General features: G+C 67.6%; 15 protein-coding genes. 5 read left to right on the top strand and 10 right to left on the bottom strand.

What is annotated here, in order from left to right; translation table 11 throughout:
• Window positions 1–47: 47 nt before the first annotated feature.
• A complete protein-coding gene (locus ACYVN4_RS10980; RefSeq protein WP_460719899.1) occupies window positions 48–677 on the top strand; it encodes a nicotinamide mononucleotide transporter family protein in 630 nt (209 codons plus the stop codon).
• Between the two features lie 24 nt (window positions 678–701).
• On the opposite strand, the gene ACYVN4_RS10975 is transcribed toward ACYVN4_RS10980, so the two are convergent.
• Window positions 702–1,130 (bottom strand): hypothetical protein, encoded by a 429-nt coding sequence (locus ACYVN4_RS10975; RefSeq protein WP_460719897.1) that lies wholly within the window; start codon window positions 1,128–1,130, stop codon window positions 702–704.
• Window positions 1,131–1,334: 204 nt separating this feature from the next.
• On the opposite strand from ACYVN4_RS10975, the gene ACYVN4_RS10970 reads away from it, so the two are divergent.
• Window positions 1,335–1,802: a helix-turn-helix domain-containing protein gene (locus tag ACYVN4_RS10970; RefSeq protein WP_460719895.1), complete on the top strand. Its 468-nt coding sequence runs from the start codon at window positions 1,335–1,337 to the stop codon at window positions 1,800–1,802.
• A gap of 91 nt (window positions 1,803–1,893) precedes the next feature.
• Here the strand turns inward: ACYVN4_RS10970 and ACYVN4_RS10965 are convergent, their stop codons facing one another.
• Window positions 1,894–2,676 carry an SDR family NAD(P)-dependent oxidoreductase gene (locus ACYVN4_RS10965; RefSeq protein WP_460719892.1) on the bottom strand — a complete coding sequence of 261 codons (783 nt, stop codon included), beginning with the start codon at window positions 2,674–2,676 and terminating at the stop codon, window positions 1,894–1,896.
• A 97-nt stretch (window positions 2,677–2,773) separates the two neighbouring features.
• Between ACYVN4_RS10965 and ACYVN4_RS10960 the strand changes: the two genes are divergently transcribed.
• Window positions 2,774–3,406 (top strand): TetR/AcrR family transcriptional regulator, encoded by a 633-nt coding sequence (locus ACYVN4_RS10960; protein WP_460719890.1) that lies wholly within the window; start codon window positions 2,774–2,776, stop codon window positions 3,404–3,406.
• 37 nt (window positions 3,407–3,443) lie between these two features.
• Here the strand turns inward: ACYVN4_RS10960 and ACYVN4_RS10955 are convergent, their stop codons facing one another.
• From ACYVN4_RS10955 to ACYVN4_RS10940, 4 genes are all read right to left on the bottom strand, one after another.
• Window positions 3,444–4,637 (bottom strand): caspase, EACC1-associated type, encoded by a 1,194-nt coding sequence (locus tag ACYVN4_RS10955; protein WP_460719888.1) that lies wholly within the window; start codon window positions 4,635–4,637, stop codon window positions 3,444–3,446.
• Window positions 4,634–5,005, bottom strand: a complete 372-nt coding sequence (locus ACYVN4_RS10950) for an effector-associated constant component EACC1 (protein ID WP_460719886.1) — start codon at window positions 5,003–5,005, stop codon at window positions 4,634–4,636. The genes ACYVN4_RS10955 and ACYVN4_RS10950 overlap by 4 nt, the downstream gene beginning before the upstream one ends.
• Before the next feature lies 1 nt (window position 5,006).
• Window positions 5,007–6,254 carry a DUF4041 domain-containing protein gene (locus ACYVN4_RS10945; protein ID WP_460719884.1) on the bottom strand — a complete coding sequence of 416 codons (1,248 nt, stop codon included), beginning with the start codon at window positions 6,252–6,254 and terminating at the stop codon, window positions 5,007–5,009.
• Between the two features lie 117 nt (window positions 6,255–6,371).
• The gene (locus ACYVN4_RS10940; protein ID WP_460720565.1) at window positions 6,372–7,541 is read right to left on the bottom strand and encodes a L,D-transpeptidase; all 1,170 of its coding nucleotides are present in this window, start codon (window positions 7,539–7,541) and stop codon (window positions 6,372–6,374) included.
• Between the two features lie 226 nt (window positions 7,542–7,767).
• Here ACYVN4_RS10940 and ACYVN4_RS10935 point away from each other — a divergent pair, with 226 nt between their 5' ends.
• Window positions 7,768–8,628: a universal stress protein gene (locus tag ACYVN4_RS10935; protein WP_460719882.1), complete on the top strand. Its 861-nt coding sequence runs from the start codon at window positions 7,768–7,770 to the stop codon at window positions 8,626–8,628.
• Window positions 8,629–8,633: 5 nt separating this feature from the next.
• On the opposite strand, the gene ACYVN4_RS10930 is transcribed toward ACYVN4_RS10935, so the two are convergent.
• Window positions 8,634–12,728 carry an nSTAND1 domain-containing NTPase gene (locus tag ACYVN4_RS10930; RefSeq protein WP_460719880.1) on the bottom strand — a complete coding sequence of 1,365 codons (4,095 nt, stop codon included), beginning with the start codon at window positions 12,726–12,728 and terminating at the stop codon, window positions 8,634–8,636.
• A gap of 541 nt (window positions 12,729–13,269) precedes the next feature.
• Between ACYVN4_RS10930 and ACYVN4_RS10925 the strand changes: the two genes are divergently transcribed.
• Window positions 13,270–13,830, top strand: coding sequence for a cutinase family protein (locus ACYVN4_RS10925; protein WP_460719878.1), 561 nt, complete (start codon window positions 13,270–13,272; stop codon window positions 13,828–13,830).
• Between the two features lie 18 nt (window positions 13,831–13,848).
• Here the strand turns inward: ACYVN4_RS10925 and ACYVN4_RS10920 are convergent, their stop codons facing one another.
• From ACYVN4_RS10920 to ACYVN4_RS10910, 3 genes are all read right to left on the bottom strand, one after another.
• Window positions 13,849–14,349 (bottom strand): hypothetical protein, encoded by a 501-nt coding sequence (locus ACYVN4_RS10920; protein WP_460719876.1) that lies wholly within the window; start codon window positions 14,347–14,349, stop codon window positions 13,849–13,851.
• A gap of 147 nt (window positions 14,350–14,496) precedes the next feature.
• Window positions 14,497–15,165, bottom strand: coding sequence for a VC0807 family protein (locus ACYVN4_RS10915; protein WP_460719874.1), 669 nt, complete (start codon window positions 15,163–15,165; stop codon window positions 14,497–14,499).
• A gap of 2 nt (window positions 15,166–15,167) precedes the next feature.
• The gene (locus tag ACYVN4_RS10910; protein WP_460719872.1) at window positions 15,168–15,800 is read right to left on the bottom strand and encodes a TetR/AcrR family transcriptional regulator; all 633 of its coding nucleotides are present in this window, start codon (window positions 15,798–15,800) and stop codon (window positions 15,168–15,170) included.
• Window positions 15,801–15,858: the final 58 nt, after the last annotated feature.

Genomic DNA, 15,858 nt, shown 5'->3' with positions numbered 1-15,858 from the left:
GGGACTGGCCCGCGCCGCGAATGTGCCCATATGGCACGGTGGTCGGCGTGAACGCGGCTTTCGACCTGCTCGGGGAGCACATCCTCTGGACCGACGCCATCGGCAACATCCTGTCGCTGGCGGTGGTGTGGCTGGCCATGCGCAAGACGATGTGGACCTGGCCGGTGCAGCTGGCCGGTGCGCTGTTGCTGCTGGCGGCGTCGATTCATGCGCACGTGCCCGGCAATGCGCTCAAGCAGATGCTGTTCATCGCGCTGGCCGGGTACGGCTGGTGGGCCTGGGGCCGCGGCACCCGCGACCATCACGAGTTGCTGGTGCGCCCGGCCTCCACCCGCGAACGGGTGATCCTGCTGGGCGTGCTGGCAATCGGGACCGCCCTGGTGGCCGAGGCGTTCTCCCACCTGTCGTGGCTGCACATCGCCTGGTCGCCGTGGGCCAACGCCTACGTTTTCGTGGGCAGCGCCATCGCGACCTTCGCGCAGAGCCGCGCCCTGACCGACTTCTGGATCATCTGGATGCTCGTCGATCTGGTCGGCGTGCCACTGGCGTTGAAGTCCGGCCTTTACGCGTCGGGCGCGGTCTACGGCGTCTTCTTCGTCATGGTCACCGTCGGTTTCCTGCGCTGGCGTCGCGAATACCGTTCCCGCCGAGACCTACTCGCCGCCGCCCCCGCGTAATCGCTTCGAAGGGAGCCGGTTTCGCTACCCGGCCTGGGGTGCGGGCTGGGTCAGCAGGGTAGTGATGTCGGGTGCGCCGACGGCGATGGCGACCGGTGCTCCGATCAGGACCGTGCCCGCGACCGCGCCGATGGCTCCCACCGCGGCGGCGGTGACCAGGCAGCCGCCGAGCGCGCCGGGCAGGGCGAGGACGCCGAGGCTGACGGCCGCACCGCCGACGCCACCGACGATGCCGCCCAGGAGACAGCCCGCGCCGAGGCCGATCGCGGTACCCGCCATCGCGCCCGCGCCGGTGCCGAGGGTGACGGCATTGCCGAGGTCGGCGAGGGCTTGCTGGTGGGCCGGGGCGGCGGGTGGTGCGCTCTCGGCGGGGGTGTCCGCGTGCGCGGTGGCCGCGGTGACGGCCATGGTCGCCGCCGAGAGGGTGCAGGCGGCGAGCAGTCGAATACGCATACTGCAGTCTTACTGCAATAAGGCGGCATGGGTCAAATCGGGCGCAACCTATTGGCTATCCGATATCGAGCCGATGAAATCGGAATCAACACTGTTTCTCACGGATGGCACGCCGAAGTTCGGGTTTACCCCGGGTTTGTCGCGAACCTGTGGCAACCTTGCCGGGGTTTGAGCGAAGTTTTGAGTGCGATCGAGGAGCGGTGGATGGCGAAAATGGGGAAGATGGGCCGGAAGAAGCGGTCCCGGCTCATTACGCAGGGCCTGCTGACGTCCGGCAAGGACCGGGCACAGGCCGCGGAGCCGGTGGTTGCGGAACCCGTGACGGCGCGAGTTACCGCACCGGTGGCTGCGAAGGCCACCGCGGCACCGGCCGCCAGTGCAGGGGACGCGGCCGTGAGTGGCGCGACTTCGGCCGTGAGTGGCGCAGCGCCCGATATCAAGGCGCTGGCCGACCGGGTCAAGGCGCGGCGGCGCGAAAACGGTTGGACGCAGGCCGATGTGGCCAAGAACGGCGGACCGTCCACGGGCATGATCAGCCAGATCGAACGGTGCCTGATGGAGTCGCCCGCCGAGGACGTGCTGGTCAAACTCGATGCGGCGCTGGAATGGCCGGCGGGCACCGCGGATGCGATTCTGCGCGGTAATGCCGAACTGGTGGGCGCCGCGAACTGACACCGGTGGGCGCCGCGCACCGACGCGGACCCGTCGACATGAAAGGCCCCGATCGAATCCCGATCGGGGCCTTCGTCATTGACTGCGGTGCTTACGTGTGGGCCGCGCCGTCGATGCGGATCTCGGTGCCGCTGATGAAGCGCCCGTCATCCGACACCAGCATGGCGATCACCCCCGCCACGTTCTCCGGACCGGCCAGCTCCTCGGGATTGTCCTGCGGCAGTACGGCGATCAACCGGCCGAACAGCGACCAGTCGGCGTCCTGCGGGAGGTAGCTGGGCGTGGCGTCGGTGATGCCCGACTTGATGCCGCCGGGGGCGACGCTCACCGCGCGCAGGCCCCGCTTGCCGTATTCCAAGGCCAGCACATGGGTCAGCGTCTGGATGCCGCCCTTGCTCGCCGAGTATGCGGCCATATAGGGGTGCGCGAAGTTGGCCGAGGTGGAACTGAAGTTCACGACCGTGCTGCGCGGATTGGCCAGCAGCGCGGGCAGTGCCTCGCGGATCACCAGGAAGGTGCCGGTGAGGTTGACGCTGATGATCTGGTTCCAGAGCTCGAGCGAAGTCTCGTGGGTGTGGGCCGCACGCAGGATGCCCGCCGCGTTCACCACGGCGTCCAGTCCGCCGAGGGATTCGATCGCAGTGCGCACGCCCGCGATCACCTCTTCTTCGGCGCCGATGTTCATTTCGATCGTGGTGAGCCGCGAGTCGGTGCCCGCCTCGGCGGCCTGCTTGCGGGTCAGGGCCAGACCCTCGGCATTGACGTCGGCGCCCGCGACGACCGCCCCTTCCGACAGCAGACGGAGAACGGTGGCCTGGCCGATGCCGGACCCGGCGCCGGTGACCAGAATGCGGCGCTGCTCGAGACGGTTCATGGATCACTTCCTGATCGATGGAACTACTTAATGACACAATATGCCGTTAACGGCACTCCGCGCCATAAATACTTTCGGCCTTGGCTAGAGTGCCCCTATGACCAGCGCCGCCAGCGACAGGCCCCGCACCGGCCGCCCCACCCTCACCGAGGCCCGCCGCGCGGCCACCCGCCGCGCAGTGGCCCTGGCCGCCGCCCGCCTGTTCATCGAAAACGGCTACACCGCAACCACGGTCGAGGACATCGCCGCCGCCGCGGGCATGGGCCTGCGCACCTTCTACCGCTATTTCGCCGGCAAAGAGGACGTCCTGGCCCCCTTGCTCGCCATCGGCAGCCAGGCCTGGGCCGACGAATTGTCCGCCTGGCCACCCGAAATCCCCCTCCGCGAAGCCCTCGCCGACTCCTACCGCACCGCCACCACCCGCACCGCGGCCGCCGAAGGCATCGCGGCAGCCGACCTACGCCCCCTGATCCTCGCCGCCACCCAACTCCCCGCCCTCCGCGCCACCTGGCTGCGCATCCAACAGGACACCGAAACCCAACTCGTCCCCATCATCGCCGCGCGCACCAACCGCGCCCCCCACGACCTCGACGTCGTCCTCACCGCCGCCCTCGCCAACACCGCCGTCCGCCTCGCCACCGAACTCTGGGCCGCCTCCGACACCCCCGGCTCCGCCGCTGACCTCGTCGAATCCTGCCTAATCCGCCTCAGCACCCACTCCCTGCTGTGATCGGGAATCACGCTGGGAGGCAAGGTGATAGGCGTGCTCACCGGGGTGAGGTCAGTCCGCGCGGCTTCTCGTACACCCCCTGGGCACGTCGATGGCCCGCGCGTTGCCACCACTGGGCGGCCTCCTCCAGCTGCCCCCGATAGCGCAGCCGGATCGCAAGGTTGTGCATCGCGTCCTTGTTGCCCGTCTCGGCGGCACGGCGATACCAGGTGAGTGCCTCGTCGAGTTGCATGGCATGGTCGAGGACGACCGCCAGGTTGAACATCGAGTCGGCATGCCCGCCCAATGCCGCCAGCCGCCACCAGCCTTCGGCCTCGCTGACATGTTTGACCTTGTGCAGCAGGCTCGCCAGCGTGCCCATCGCGTCGAGATCGCCGAGTTCGGCTGCGCGGCGCAGCCATTCGTGTGCTGCGGTGATCTCACCCCTGGCGTAGTGGAGGTCGGCGAGCTTCGTCATCGCCTGGGCGTCACCCCGTGCGGCGGCGCGCCGCCACTCGCGTTCCTGCTCGGAATCGCCGTCGGACGTCCGGGCGAACAGGCGTAATTCGCTGGCGGAGTTGATGCTTCGCCGCCGCGGGCGGGGATGCCCGCGGTTGTACAGGATATCGTCCACCCGCACGTAGAGCTGGTCGAGGGTGAGGTCGGTGTCGGTGGCGGCGCTGAGCAGGGCGGCGGTGAAGGCGGTATTGCGGTGTCCCTGTGGTGCGAGCGAGGTTTCGTTCGCGGCCGAGGAGGAGATGGTGTAAGTGCCGTGGATGTCGAGCTGGCCGTCGACCACGGTGGCGGGGGAGCTCATGGCCTCGAATGCACGCCCGGAGAAGCAGCAGTCCAAGATCAGGATTCGGGTGCGGGCCCGGCTTTCGGCGAGCTCATCGCGCAGCATGGTGAACGGGACCGAGCTCCAGCCCAGATGGCCGGGATCGCTGTCGGGCAGGGCGAGGTGCAATCGCCCCCGCCGGTCGAGCAGCCCGTGCCCGGTGTAATAGACCAGCAGGATGTCGTCGGCTTCCCGGGCCGCCCGCGCGACCGCCTCGCCGACGCGGGAACCATGCTCGGGATCGACCAGGGCATGGCAATGTTCGGTCGCGAACCCGCCTCCGGCCGTCAGCAGCCGGGCCATGTCCTCGACATTGTTGTGCGCGGCCGGGATATCGGGGATATCCCGATGGCGGTAGCGGCCCACGCCGATCACGGCGGCCCGCCGGCCGCCGCGATCCGGCACCGCGTTCATTGCGGCGGGTCGGTGTGCTCGAGCATGGTCTGTAGTGCGCGGGTCACCTCCGGTGCGTTGATGCGCTTGGCGTCGACCGTGATCTCGGTGCGATCCCCGTCGAGGGTGAGAGTGACGGTCATATCGGAGCGCCGATGGGTGAACCATCCGGCCAGCGACCGGACCAGCACCGGCGCGAGGCCGCCCGCGCCGACCGCGACGGTCAGCACTTCGTACAGATCCCCCATCCGGCCGGGCTGAATCCGGTTGTCGGGCAGGCTCACCCGGCCACGTAGCTCGTCCTCGGTGTTGAACCAGTCCAGTAGTTCGAACAGTTCGTCGGCGCCGCCGTCGGTGCGGATTGTCAACTGGCCCTGGGCATGTGGCATATCAGTCCTCCTCGCGGACGTTCTCACTCCGGCGGAATTCCTCGGCCGCCGCGAATTCGGTGAACTCGAGCAGTTCGTCGGGCGCGACCTCCTGTAGATGCCGGCGCACCTCCGCGAGCGGGACCCGGAAGAACTCGCGCCGGTTGTTGACCCGGTTGACCCGGCAGCGATCCAGGCGGCGGTGCATCTCGGCTTCGATCCCGACAGCGTCGTCCGCGGGGAACAGGGCGTGCACGTCGAAACGGAACGGCACCGACGCGATATTCAGTTCACGGATCCGCTCATACGGGTCGAAGCGCCGGGTCAGGCCTATCTTGACCACGTCCTTGCCGAAAGCGCCGAGATTGGAGATGACATAGACGTACCCGGCTCGAACGTGGGTGGCGCGATAGTCGACGGTCTTGATCTCTTCTTCCAGCGCCGACAGTTTCTTGCGCAGATCGTCCGCGGAAGCCGTATCCCCGGTCGCCTCGGACGAGGTGAGGGCGGTGCGGCAATCCTCTTGCTGTCGCTCGAGCGCCGCACGCTTGCGCGCGAGTTCCTCGTGGACCTTTCGCTCCTCGCGCAGCTTCTCGCGGTCTTCGCGCTCTTTCTGCTTGCGGCGGGCGACTTCTTCGAGATGGTCGGCGGTCATCTCCAGTTCCCGGCGGCGCAGCCCGTGATATTGCGGTGCGATGCGTAGTTTCATCGTCTGACCGAACCGCTCGAGGGCAGTGGCGATCTTGTCGAGACGTTCGAGTGCGGTGGGCAGTTTCCAGGGTTTGAGGTCGCGGACGAGATTGTCGACCTCGGCGTTGTAAGCGCGCAGCATCAGCATCGAGTATTCACGAATCATCTTGCGGCCCTGGGTGACCGAATCGCCGATCATCCATGTCGCGGGAGCTTCGATCGCGCCGCCGTCCAGCCGCGCCAGGTATTTGATGTTGCCGCGCAGTTGACGCAGCTCTTCCTGACGGGTGACCGCGTCGGTGAGCGGATGGCGGTATTCGTAGATGCCGATCTCCTGCAGCGCCAGCTCGTCACTTGTGTGGATCACCTGGGCGCGCAGGCCGTCCAACTCCGCCCGTTTATCCGTGATCTCGGCGTTGAGCTGCTCTCGCTCTCGTTGCAGGGCGGTGAGCTCGAGGCCGGACGGAGATTGCCCGGCCCGGGCCGGGCGGAGGTCGCCGGTCCACTCAGAGCCGTTCCACCAGCGCAGAAAGCCCTCGTCCCGGGGGTCGGGATACCAATCCGGTGGTGCGGAGTTCATGCTTCCCCCTTGCCGCAGTCCCTGTTTCGAGGATGACAGCAGCGCGCCGCGGCGGGAGGGCGAACGCATGATTGTGTCCGGGATACCGGGTGGTCGTGATGGCGGAGCGTTGTGGAGTCAGCCGCGGAGCCAGTCGGGCCAGGGGATGGTCCAGTCGCCGTTCTGCCAGATGTCGAGGGGGTCGCCGCCGGTGTTGCGGACCTCGACGACGTCGCCGGGTAGGACGAAGTCGTAGAACCAGGCGGCGTCGTCGGGGGAGATGTTGAGGCAGCCGTGGGAGGTGTCGGTATTGCCCTGGGCCCAGACGCTGGCGGCGAGTTCGTGGACGTAGATGCCGTCGTGGCTGATGCGCACGGCGTGGTTGATGCTGGTGCGGTAGCCGAGACGGGAATTGGTCGGCAGGCCGTAGCTTTCGGAGTCCATGATGACCGGGTCTTTGCGGTCCAGGACGGTGTAGACGCCGGGGCGCGTCCAGAAGGACAGCTGGCGGCCGCCGATCACCGCGGTGCCGCCCATACCCATGGAGGTGGGCATGGTACGCACCAGGTTTCCGTTGTCGAAGACCTGGATCAGTTTGGTGTCGTCATCGGCGATCGCGACGTGGGCGGGGCCGATATTGACCGAAACACGTTGGTCGCGTTGACCGTACGCGCCATCGCCGAGTTGGACACCGAAGAGGTTGGCCGACACCGTGATTCGGGTTCCGGGCGCGTGGTAGTGTTCGGGCCGCCAGTGTGCGTTGCGGTCGTCGAGCCAGTACCAGGCGCCGGTGGTCTTGGGCACGGTCTCGACCTGCAAACAGCGTTGCGCGGCGGCCCGGTCGACGGCCTCGTCGAAATGCGCGACCAGGACGAAACCCACACCGTAGGTGTCGTTTTCGGTGAGCTCGACCAGGTTCGCCGAGCGCAGCGAGACATCCACCAGCCGATCCGGTTCGACGGTCGTGCAGGTGGTGGTGGCGGTGATGTCGCCGGTCTCGCCGTGCGCCACCGCGGTCGCGGTGTAGGTGTGGCCGTAGCCGAGCGGTTCGGAGCTGGTCCAGGTGCGCCGGTCCGGCGACGGTGTACCGGGCAGAGGCCGTCCGGTTTCGTCGAGCCATTGCACGGAGGTCACGGTGCCGTCGGTGACGCTGACCGTGCCCAGCTTGCGGGCCTCGGCCGGGCCGGGGCCCGGATCGAAGCGGATGGTCGCGGGTTTCGGTGGCTGCCGGGGTTTCTCGCTGTCGCTGCCGCATCCGGCCAGGACGACGCCTCCGGCGATACCGAGCAATAGTTCACGCCGTCGCATTCCCACCGTGTCTCCCTTCGCCTGGCCTCACGACCGTGCTCAGCGTGTGCCGGGCGGGCACCATCGATGAAACCGACCGGCCGCACCTGCACCGATCCGACGTCGAACCGACACCATTCCTCGACCATGCGCCGCCGCTCTCCCGCTCGGCGAGCCGCCGGGTGCGCGCCGCCCGGGCTCGTAGGATCGGGCCATCCGCGTTCCCCCTGTTAAGGAGGCGAATTCCGTGCCCGCCGACAGTCCCGATCGCCCGATCGTGGTGGGGGTCGATTCCTCGGAGTCGGCGCTGCACGCCGTCCGCTGGGCCGCGCTCGCCGCCGCCCTGCGCGGATCACCGCTGCACCTGGTCTTCGCGGTCGCGCCGATCGCCGACGCCGGTCCGGACGAGAGCCCAGTCCGGCTGCTGCACGACCGATTACGCGAGACCGCCCAAGCCGCCCTCGACAGTGCTGTGCAGGTCGCCCGGCACGCGGCGGGGGATCGCCCACTGGCCGACATCGCCACCTTCATCGTGGACGCGCCCGCCGTCCCGGCCCTGTCCGAACTGGCCGAGACCGCCCACTATCTGGTCGTCGGCGTGCGCGGAATGAGTGCCTACCACCGCAGCCTGCTCGGCTCGGTCAGCACCGGCGTCGCCCGGCAGGCCGAGGGCTCGATCGTGATCGTCCCCGCCGACCCACTCACCCTCACCGCCCGCCCGATCGTCGCGGGGGTCGACGGTTCCCCGCACAGCGCCCGAGCCTTGCAGCTCGCCTTCGACGAAGCCTCCCGCCGCGCGGTGCCGCTGATCGTCGTCCACGCCTGGGAACTGTCCGGCGACAGCGACACCCATACCCACACGGACGCCGTCGGTCTCCTGTCGACGGTGCTGGCCCCCAACGTCACGGCACATCCGACCGTGGACGTGAAATCTGTTGTGGTGGAGGGCCATCCGGCGCGAGTCCTCGCCGAGGCCGCCGCGGATGCCCAACTGCTGGTGGTCGGCAGTCACGGCACCCGCGGGTACCCCGGCATGGCACTCGGCTCGACGGGCCACGCTCTGCTGCACGGCACCGAGATTCCGATCGCGATCGTCCGGCGGCACTGAACGTCTCAATTGGCTTGGCACGGTGGCTGATACGGGAACTGCGGCAGATACCGAGTCCAGAGATCCTGGGTCCAGTACGAGCCGGTGGCCGAGCAGATGCGGTCGACGGCATGCTGCGGGTCGAGGTCCCACAGGGCGAAGATGCCCTCGGTGTTGACCGCGGCGAGCCGCTGATCACCCACGGACAGCCCGCCGCCATCGCTGTATCCGCCGTTGGGCGTGAGCGTCGCGAATTCGGTCGGGTGGCTGCGGTCGCTGAGGTCCCACAGCCCGAGGGCACCGTCGAATCCGCTCGTGAGCAAGGTCCGGGAGTCGGGGGTGAACGTGGTCTGCTGTATCGCCGGGACCGTCGTCACGATCGGTGTTCCCAGCCGCCGCGGTCGCGCCGGATCGCTGATGTCCCAGAGCTGGATCGAGCCCTTGCCGCTGGAAACCGCCATCGTTCGCAGATCCGGGGAGAGGGTGACGGCCTCCAATGCGTCCGCGGGGTGGCGCAGGAGGTCGGCGACGCGGCGCGGATGCGATCGGTCCGCCAGGCTCCACAGCGTGGTCACTCGTTCCTGATGCCCACTGTCGCCGGTGGTTTCGGTTTCGATCAGGGACTTGCTGTCGGGCCCGAAATCGAAACCCGCCGCGGCCGGTATCCGGATGGGGGCCCCGAGTTGGGTGGCGTGCGGTGGGTCGGTGAAGTCCCACAGCTGCAGCATGTCGTCCTTGTCGACCGTGGCGAGCGTGCGGAAGTCGGCGCTGATGGCCCACCGGCGGATCGCTCCCGGATCGGGGAAGGTCCAGGTGCCGCGGATATGGACGGCCGCCGGGTCGGACACGTCGACGATCGTCATGGAGCCGGTGTCGGCTGCCTTCAACTCGAGGAGCATGGTGCCGTCGGGTGAGAGCGTGACCGAAGCGAAGTTCTCGTCCGTCCGGTACTCGGCAATCATCTTGGGCGCCTGCGTGCCTCCGATATCCCAGATCGTGGTCGCCCGGCGCACGTCGGACATGATCGCGAGCTTGACGCTGTCGCCGGTCAGTACCGACATGTCGTTCGAGCCCGGCTTGATCGGCGTCAGCGCGGTCGGGAGCGACCAGGTGTGGAGGTCGCCGGTGGAAACCCCGGTGATCAGGCTGCGGCCGTCGGAGGTGAATGCCACCGCGCGCGGACTGGGATAGCACTGGAAGGCATTGGTGGCGGATGGGCCACCGCCGACGGGGGAGTGGCAGGTGCCCGCCCCCGTGGCCAAGCCGTCCACCAGGTGGGTCGGGTCGGTGGGATCGGTGACGTTCCACACGGTCACGGTCTTGCCCGCCGCGGTCGCCAGCTGTCGGCCGTCGGGCGAGAAGTCCAGCGCCGAGATGCTGCCATGCTCGACTTCCCGGCTGGATATCAGGCGCGGATGCTGCGGATCGCTGATCTCCCACAGCTGCACTATGGCGTGCGATCCCGATTCCGGCGTGATGCCCACGGCCAGAATGTTGCTGCCCGGGCGGAAAGCGATGGCGCTGATTCCGCTTTGGAGTGTCGCGTGCGAGCTGACGGCGATAGCGGAGTCCAACGGCATCGGTGTATTCGGATGGGTGAGATCCCAGAGCCGGACCGAGTCCGTTTCGGTGTTCCCGTCCTGGACGATCAGGGCAAGCAGCCGCCCGTCGGGGCTGAACCGCAGGGTGCCGGTCGCGCCGTTATCGTCGGCCGGACGCAGTTCGCGGCTGGCCAGTTGCACGGGCGCGGCCGGATTGCCGATGTCCCACAGCGTCAGCCGATGCGACGTCAGTGTGACGAGGGTCCGACCGTCCGGCGCGAACGCCAGCTCCGTCTGGTTCGCATCGGTCGGCACGGTAGCGAGCTGTTTGGGCGTCGCGGGATTCGAGGTATCCCACAGCGTGACGACGGGATTCGTGGGGTCCGGCGTGTCCAGTGGCCACGCCGGACTGGAGCCGGTGGCCATCATCCGGCCCGTCGCCGCGAGGGCTACCGCGCCGAGCCCGGTGAGCTGCTGCCCGAGTGCGCGCGGGTGCTTCGGATCGGCGGTGTCCCACAGCCGCAGATTGCCGGTGTCGTCGATCGAGGCCAGCAAGCGCGCGGCGGGCTGGTAAGCGATCTTGCTGATGCTCTCGGTGTGGGCCGGGGTTACGGTCAGCAGCGGACTTGTCTGCGATTCCAGCAATCTGGACCGCACGGCCGGATCACCCGGTCGCAGCCGCCACGCGACGAGGTTCAGCTGTGCGGCCAGCGATGGATCGGTCGGTTGCACTTGATCGGCGGCCGCCAGCACGGCCGCGAAATCGCGGTCGGCACTGCGTTGTTCGGCCAGCCGGGTCTGCGAGTAGAGGCCGACGCCCAGAACCAGAAGTCCCACCCCGAACAGTGCGAGGATCACTCGGAGCCGCCTCGCGCGGCGCCGGGTGGTGCCGACCGCGCTCGCCGAGCTGGTCAGGAATTCCTGGGCCAGTGGGCCGACCGGTGGTGGGTCGGCGTGGTCGCGGGCACTCTGCAAGCGGGTGCCGCTGTAGAGGAGTGATGGATCTCGTTCCTGGGCAGCCCATTCCGCGGCGTCGGATTCCAGGCGCTGGCGGATCAGGTACCCGACGCGGTCCTCGTCGATCCAGCCGCGCAGGCGCGGCCAGGCGGTGAGGACGATTTCGTGGGTGAGGGTGACGGCGTCGGCGTCGAGGGTGATGAGGCGGGTGCGGGCGAGGAGTTCGAGTGCGGCGGTGGCGTCTTCGTGGGCGTCGGTGCGGCGCAGGAGTTCGTCGCGGGCCACCGTGCGGCGGGTGTCACGGGAATCCTGGCTCACCGTCACCAGGCCGAGCAGCAGTTCGCGGGCGGCGCGCTGCTGGTCGGAAGTCAGTTCGTTCCAAGCATATTCGGCGGTCTCGGCGACCGATCCGACCACGCCGCCCGCCCGTCGATACCCGGCGATGGTCAGCCGTCGCCCCTCCCGATGCTGCCAGGTGGCGGCCATGACGTGCGAAAGCATCGGCAGCGCGCCCGGATCGTAGGTGCGTCGGCCGTGATGGTCCCCGGCTCCGCACAATTCGCTCGTGATCAACTCCTCGAGCCCGGGCTCCAACTCCAGCCCCGCCGCCCGCGCCGGACCCGAAACCGCCTGCGACAGTTCATCCATCCGCAGCGGCCCCAGCAGATACCCGCGATGCTCGAGTGCATCCTGCAGTATCAGATGGTTGAGGCAGTGCGCGTAGAAGTCCGCGCGCAACGCCACCACCACCGCCACGGGATCGTCCGAGCGGTTCGCGCATCCGTCGAGGACGCTCAGGAACAACTCCCGCTCCCGCTCATCGGTGCAGGCGGTGAACAGCTCCTCCAGCTGATCGACGATCACCAACCGTCGCGCCCCGCCGCTCCGCGCGGCCAGCGCAGCCAAAACCGCACCGGCCTCCGGCTGCTCCTCCGCTTGGTTCGGTGGATCTTCGCTCTCGGGCGGCGGGTTCTCGGCTGCGGTCGACTGGGTCTCGCTTGCCTGCCCGAGTGCTTCGCGTAGCGCCACATACGGGTGTGCGCCGGGAGTCAGCGTGGTGATCTCCCAATCTCCCAGTGCGGGTGCCAATCCTGCTGCCAGCAGTGAGGATTTACCGGCTCCGGATGCACCGATCACGGCGGTGACCCCGGTGGCCGAGCGCACCATCGCCGCCAACTCGGTGACCGCGCGGGTGCGGCCGAAGAACAGGTTCCGTTGCGCTGCGCTGTAGGCGCGCAAGCCCTGGTACGGGCAGGCTGCCTCGGTGTCGTGTTCGGGGTTCCAGCTGGTCGCTTCGCGCCAGAGTCGTTGCCATTCGGCGGGATCGGCGACGGGGTGCGGCAGCGGGTTGCCCGCCTTCGCGGCCATTTCGACGAGGGTCAGTACCACCGGCAGCAGGGATTCGAAGCGGGCCGGGACGTTGCGCCCGGCCTTCCAGTCGCTGATGCGCTGCGCGGACGCGCCGCCGGGCCGATTGCCGCGCGCGGCGCGCATGCGGTTGTCGGCGGCCGTCGCGACGCGCCGCAGGGTCGGATTGCCCGCCGCCGCATGCAGTTCCCCGAAGCGTTCGGCGAAAACCGCGCGCGGCGACCGTATCCGGCCGTCATCGAGCTCCACAGTCATCACGATTTCCCCCGTACCCGCTGGACCCCCGCCAGTATCCGGCCAATGTAGTTGCCGCCGAGCGGAATCGCCGAGCCTTTTTCCAGGAATCCTCATGACTGTCGCCCGGTGCGGACCTGGCGAGTGGACTTGATCATGTTTCCTCCTGATCCGGTGGGGGCCGATGGGCTCCGAACAGAAGGTAGGGAATTCGTCGCGGCGCCCGATCGTGGCAAACCGGCGGCGAGCGTGAAAAGCGCTGGTGGGGAATGGAGTACGGGTTATCCGGTCCGGCCCTGGTCGCCGTCCGGACCGGACAGCGTGTCAACGGCGGGCAAGCCGGGGTCCGTGCGGCGCTCGCAGGGCCCTGACATCGCGAAACGGCCTACGAAAACAGGGGTGAGATAACTGTTTCGGCAGGAATGAAGAACGCCAGCAATTGCTGGGTACATCGTGAGCAAGCCGGGCTCGCCCCGGAGGCCAGTGCTATAAGAAAGTTACGACCATGCGTAGAGCAACGGCGCTCTTCGCCGCATTATTGTTGGCTATCCTCTTTTCCACCATGACACACCTGACGGTCGCGACCGCCAATGCCGATGACTGCACCGGTGATTGGTCGATCGGCATCGGCGGGCTCGGCGACAACAACTCGTCGGTCTTCTCCGCCTATGTGAACCAGCCCGTCGGGTACAACTCCGCCGACCCGATGTCGGGGTTGAACGAACTCGATCGGCTGTTCTGGCAGCACCGCAACGAATGCCCCGGCGACCACATCCGGATCATCGGGCACAGTGAAGGTGCCGGAATCGTGCACGCCTGGGTCACCGCACACCAGGATGTCGATAACGCGAATGCCATTCTGCTCTCGGATCCCAAGCGGGATGCGGGCCCGGGCGGGGCAGGTTTGTCCTCCACTCCCGGCAGCGGCATCGTCGGCTATCCGCTTGCGGGCGTCGATGATTGGTTCGGCGGCTTCCCGGTGTTGTCGGTGTGCAACCACGACGACCAGATCTGCGACACTTCGGCCGGCTGGTGGGGTTACCTCTTCGGGGGAGCACATGGTCGTTACGATTTCAATGTCTGGGACTACGGCGACTGGGATTCCGGCGTCTGGTACCGGTAATCGGTGATTCGAAGGGGATCAGTAGCCGAAAGGCACTGGTCCCCTTTGGCTGAACCCATGCCCCAGTGAACTGCACACCGCCGAACCGTTGAAGGTGATCTGGCAGGTGGCCCCGGCATGGGTGATGGAGAACTCCGGGTCGTGCCCGCTGACCTGCGTGATGGCCGCCAGACCGGGGTTTCCGCCCGGCAGCGTGTGGCTGCCGCCCGAGTTCCACTGTGGATGCGCGGGCGCCGCGGTCGAATCGATGACAATGGCAGGCACATTCGGGAACGGGACCTGTGCTCCCGCGTACAGCACATTCATGACGGCGGCCGGAACTGCGAGATCGCAACCTACCGCGCCGTCCCCGGCGATCGAGCAATTCCATTGTCCGAGCGAAAAATACACGGTGTCCCCGACCTGCGCCGGCCCGCCGGAGTCGTCGGCGTAGGCGCCGCCCGCTCCGAACAACCCGGCGACAATCCCGAGAATCCCCCCGCACAGCCATGCGGTAGTAACTTTCACAGCTCTGGACACAGCATCTCCCTGATGCACATACGATTACCCGGCCACCTGCGGCCATAGAGAAAACGTATCACCGAACGGTGTGTACACGGCAGATCTGTCGAGGGGGCTAACACAATTTTCGGCAATTTCCCGGCTCGGCGCCCGCCCCACACGGATTCACACCTTCAAACCATTCCGGTTGACGTAGAAGATATGGAACCCGATGAGCCCGCCGAGAACCGCCAGCCACTGCAACGTGGTGACCAACGGAATGGCATCCAGCGGCAGCGAATAGGCGACGACGATACGGATGACCGCGTCCAGGGTGAAGCCCGCACCCCATACCGCCGACAGCATCCGCAGGTGATGCCGGAAACGGGAATCGCTGTCCCAGCGCGCATCCCACTCGCGATATCCGGCCTCACCGATTTTCACGGTGACAACGGTGCGGGCCATACTCCGCATCATCGGCCGCTGGGTGCCCAGGGTGGCCAGAATCCACAGGCCGATCGCGCCGAAGAGCCAGCTGTCGCGCACCAGCAACGTGCGAGGGTCACCGGTGACCAGGGAGACGAGGGTGGCGGCCGCGATCATGGTGAGGGTGAACAGCGCGACCGCGTCCACGCGGCGGTGGCGCAGGGCATCGTAGGCCAGGAACGGCAGCGTGAGCAGCGCCGGTGCGACAAGTGCGGTCCACGGGCTCACCCCGGCCGCGCGCAGCCCGTAGTACGCGCCGATCGGCAGGATCAGCTCCAGGATCACCTGGCGCGCAATGTGTCTGCGTAGAGCGGCGCGTTTCTGCGCTGGGCTGCGCTCGATGGCGTCGGTGGTAGTCGGCTGGGTCATGATCACGAGTCCTTCCGGGTGGCGCGATCGAAGAGATCGGCGAGTTCGCGCGCGGTGGCCGCGGCGTCGAAGCCGGGATCGACCGCGGCACGGGCGATGGCGGCGTCGAGGGATCCGCGAATCGCCATCACCATGACGGTCGGGTCGAACTCGCGGAAGACGCCGTCGCGCTGGCCCGCGCGCAGAATGTCGGCCTGTGCGGTGGCGACCGAACCCAATTGGTCGAGCAGTCCGAACAGGTGCGGGTCGTCGGTCCCGGCATTGGCCGCGATATTCGACAGTGCCCGCACATGTTTGGGATATTCGTCGACCAGCGCCAGATTGGCGGCGAAGAAGGCGAGCATCCGACCCCGGTACCCCGGCTCGGAATCGAGCTTGCCGCCGATGAATTCGGCCGACACCGCCATGATGCGGGTGACCACCTCGCGAATCAGATCGCCCTTGCCGCGGAAGTGGTAGGAGATCATCCCGGTGCTGGAGAGCCCGGCCTGCTTGGCGATCTTCGCGAAGGAGGCGTTCGCGTATCCCTGATCGGCAATGACCTCGATGGCCGCGTCCACGATCTGCGCGCGCCGGGCGAGCTCGGTGAACGTCCGCACCGCCTCTTGCTCGCCTGAGTTGACTTTTGCTTGCATGAGCAAAACCGTACGTCGGTTTGCTCAACCGAGCAAGAGGTATCTGGCCTGTGCATAA

It is taken from the genome of Nocardia heshunensis (assembly GCF_054782115.1).
This window is presented reverse-complemented; position numbering and strand designations above follow the sequence as displayed.

What these genes read in the sequence shown, in the direction of transcription:
- ACYVN4_RS10975 (WP_460719897.1), bottom strand. Translation starts at nt 1,130, where the DNA reads ATGCGTATTCGACTGCTCGCCGCCTGCACCCTCTCGGCGGCGACCATG.
- ACYVN4_RS10970 (WP_460719895.1), top strand. Translation starts at nt 1,335, where the DNA reads ATGGCGAAAATGGGGAAGATGGGCCGGAAGAAGCGGTCCCGGCTCATT.
- ACYVN4_RS10965 (WP_460719892.1), bottom strand. Translation starts at nt 2,676, where the DNA reads ATGAACCGTCTCGAGCAGCGCCGCATTCTGGTCACCGGCGCCGGGTCC.
- ACYVN4_RS10960 (WP_460719890.1), top strand. Translation starts at nt 2,774, where the DNA reads ATGACCAGCGCCGCCAGCGACAGGCCCCGCACCGGCCGCCCCACCCTC.
- ACYVN4_RS10955 (WP_460719888.1), bottom strand. Translation starts at nt 4,637, where the DNA reads ATGAACGCGGTGCCGGATCGCGGCGGCCGGCGGGCCGCCGTGATCGGC.
- ACYVN4_RS10950 (WP_460719886.1), bottom strand. Translation starts at nt 5,005, where the DNA reads ATGCCACATGCCCAGGGCCAGTTGACAATCCGCACCGACGGCGGCGCC.
- ACYVN4_RS10945 (WP_460719884.1), bottom strand. Translation starts at nt 6,254, where the DNA reads ATGAACTCCGCACCACCGGATTGGTATCCCGACCCCCGGGACGAGGGC.
- ACYVN4_RS10940 (WP_460720565.1), bottom strand. Translation starts at nt 7,541, where the DNA reads ATGCGACGGCGTGAACTATTGCTCGGTATCGCCGGAGGCGTCGTCCTG.
- ACYVN4_RS10930 (WP_460719880.1), bottom strand. Translation starts at nt 12,728, where the DNA reads ATGACTGTGGAGCTCGATGACGGCCGGATACGGTCGCCGCGCGCGGTT.
- ACYVN4_RS10925 (WP_460719878.1), top strand. Translation starts at nt 13,270, where the DNA reads ATGACACACCTGACGGTCGCGACCGCCAATGCCGATGACTGCACCGGT.
- ACYVN4_RS10915 (WP_460719874.1), bottom strand. Translation starts at nt 15,165, where the DNA reads ATGACCCAGCCGACTACCACCGACGCCATCGAGCGCAGCCCAGCGCAG.
- ACYVN4_RS10910 (WP_460719872.1), bottom strand. Translation starts at nt 15,800, where the DNA reads ATGCAAGCAAAAGTCAACTCAGGCGAGCAAGAGGCGGTGCGGACGTTC.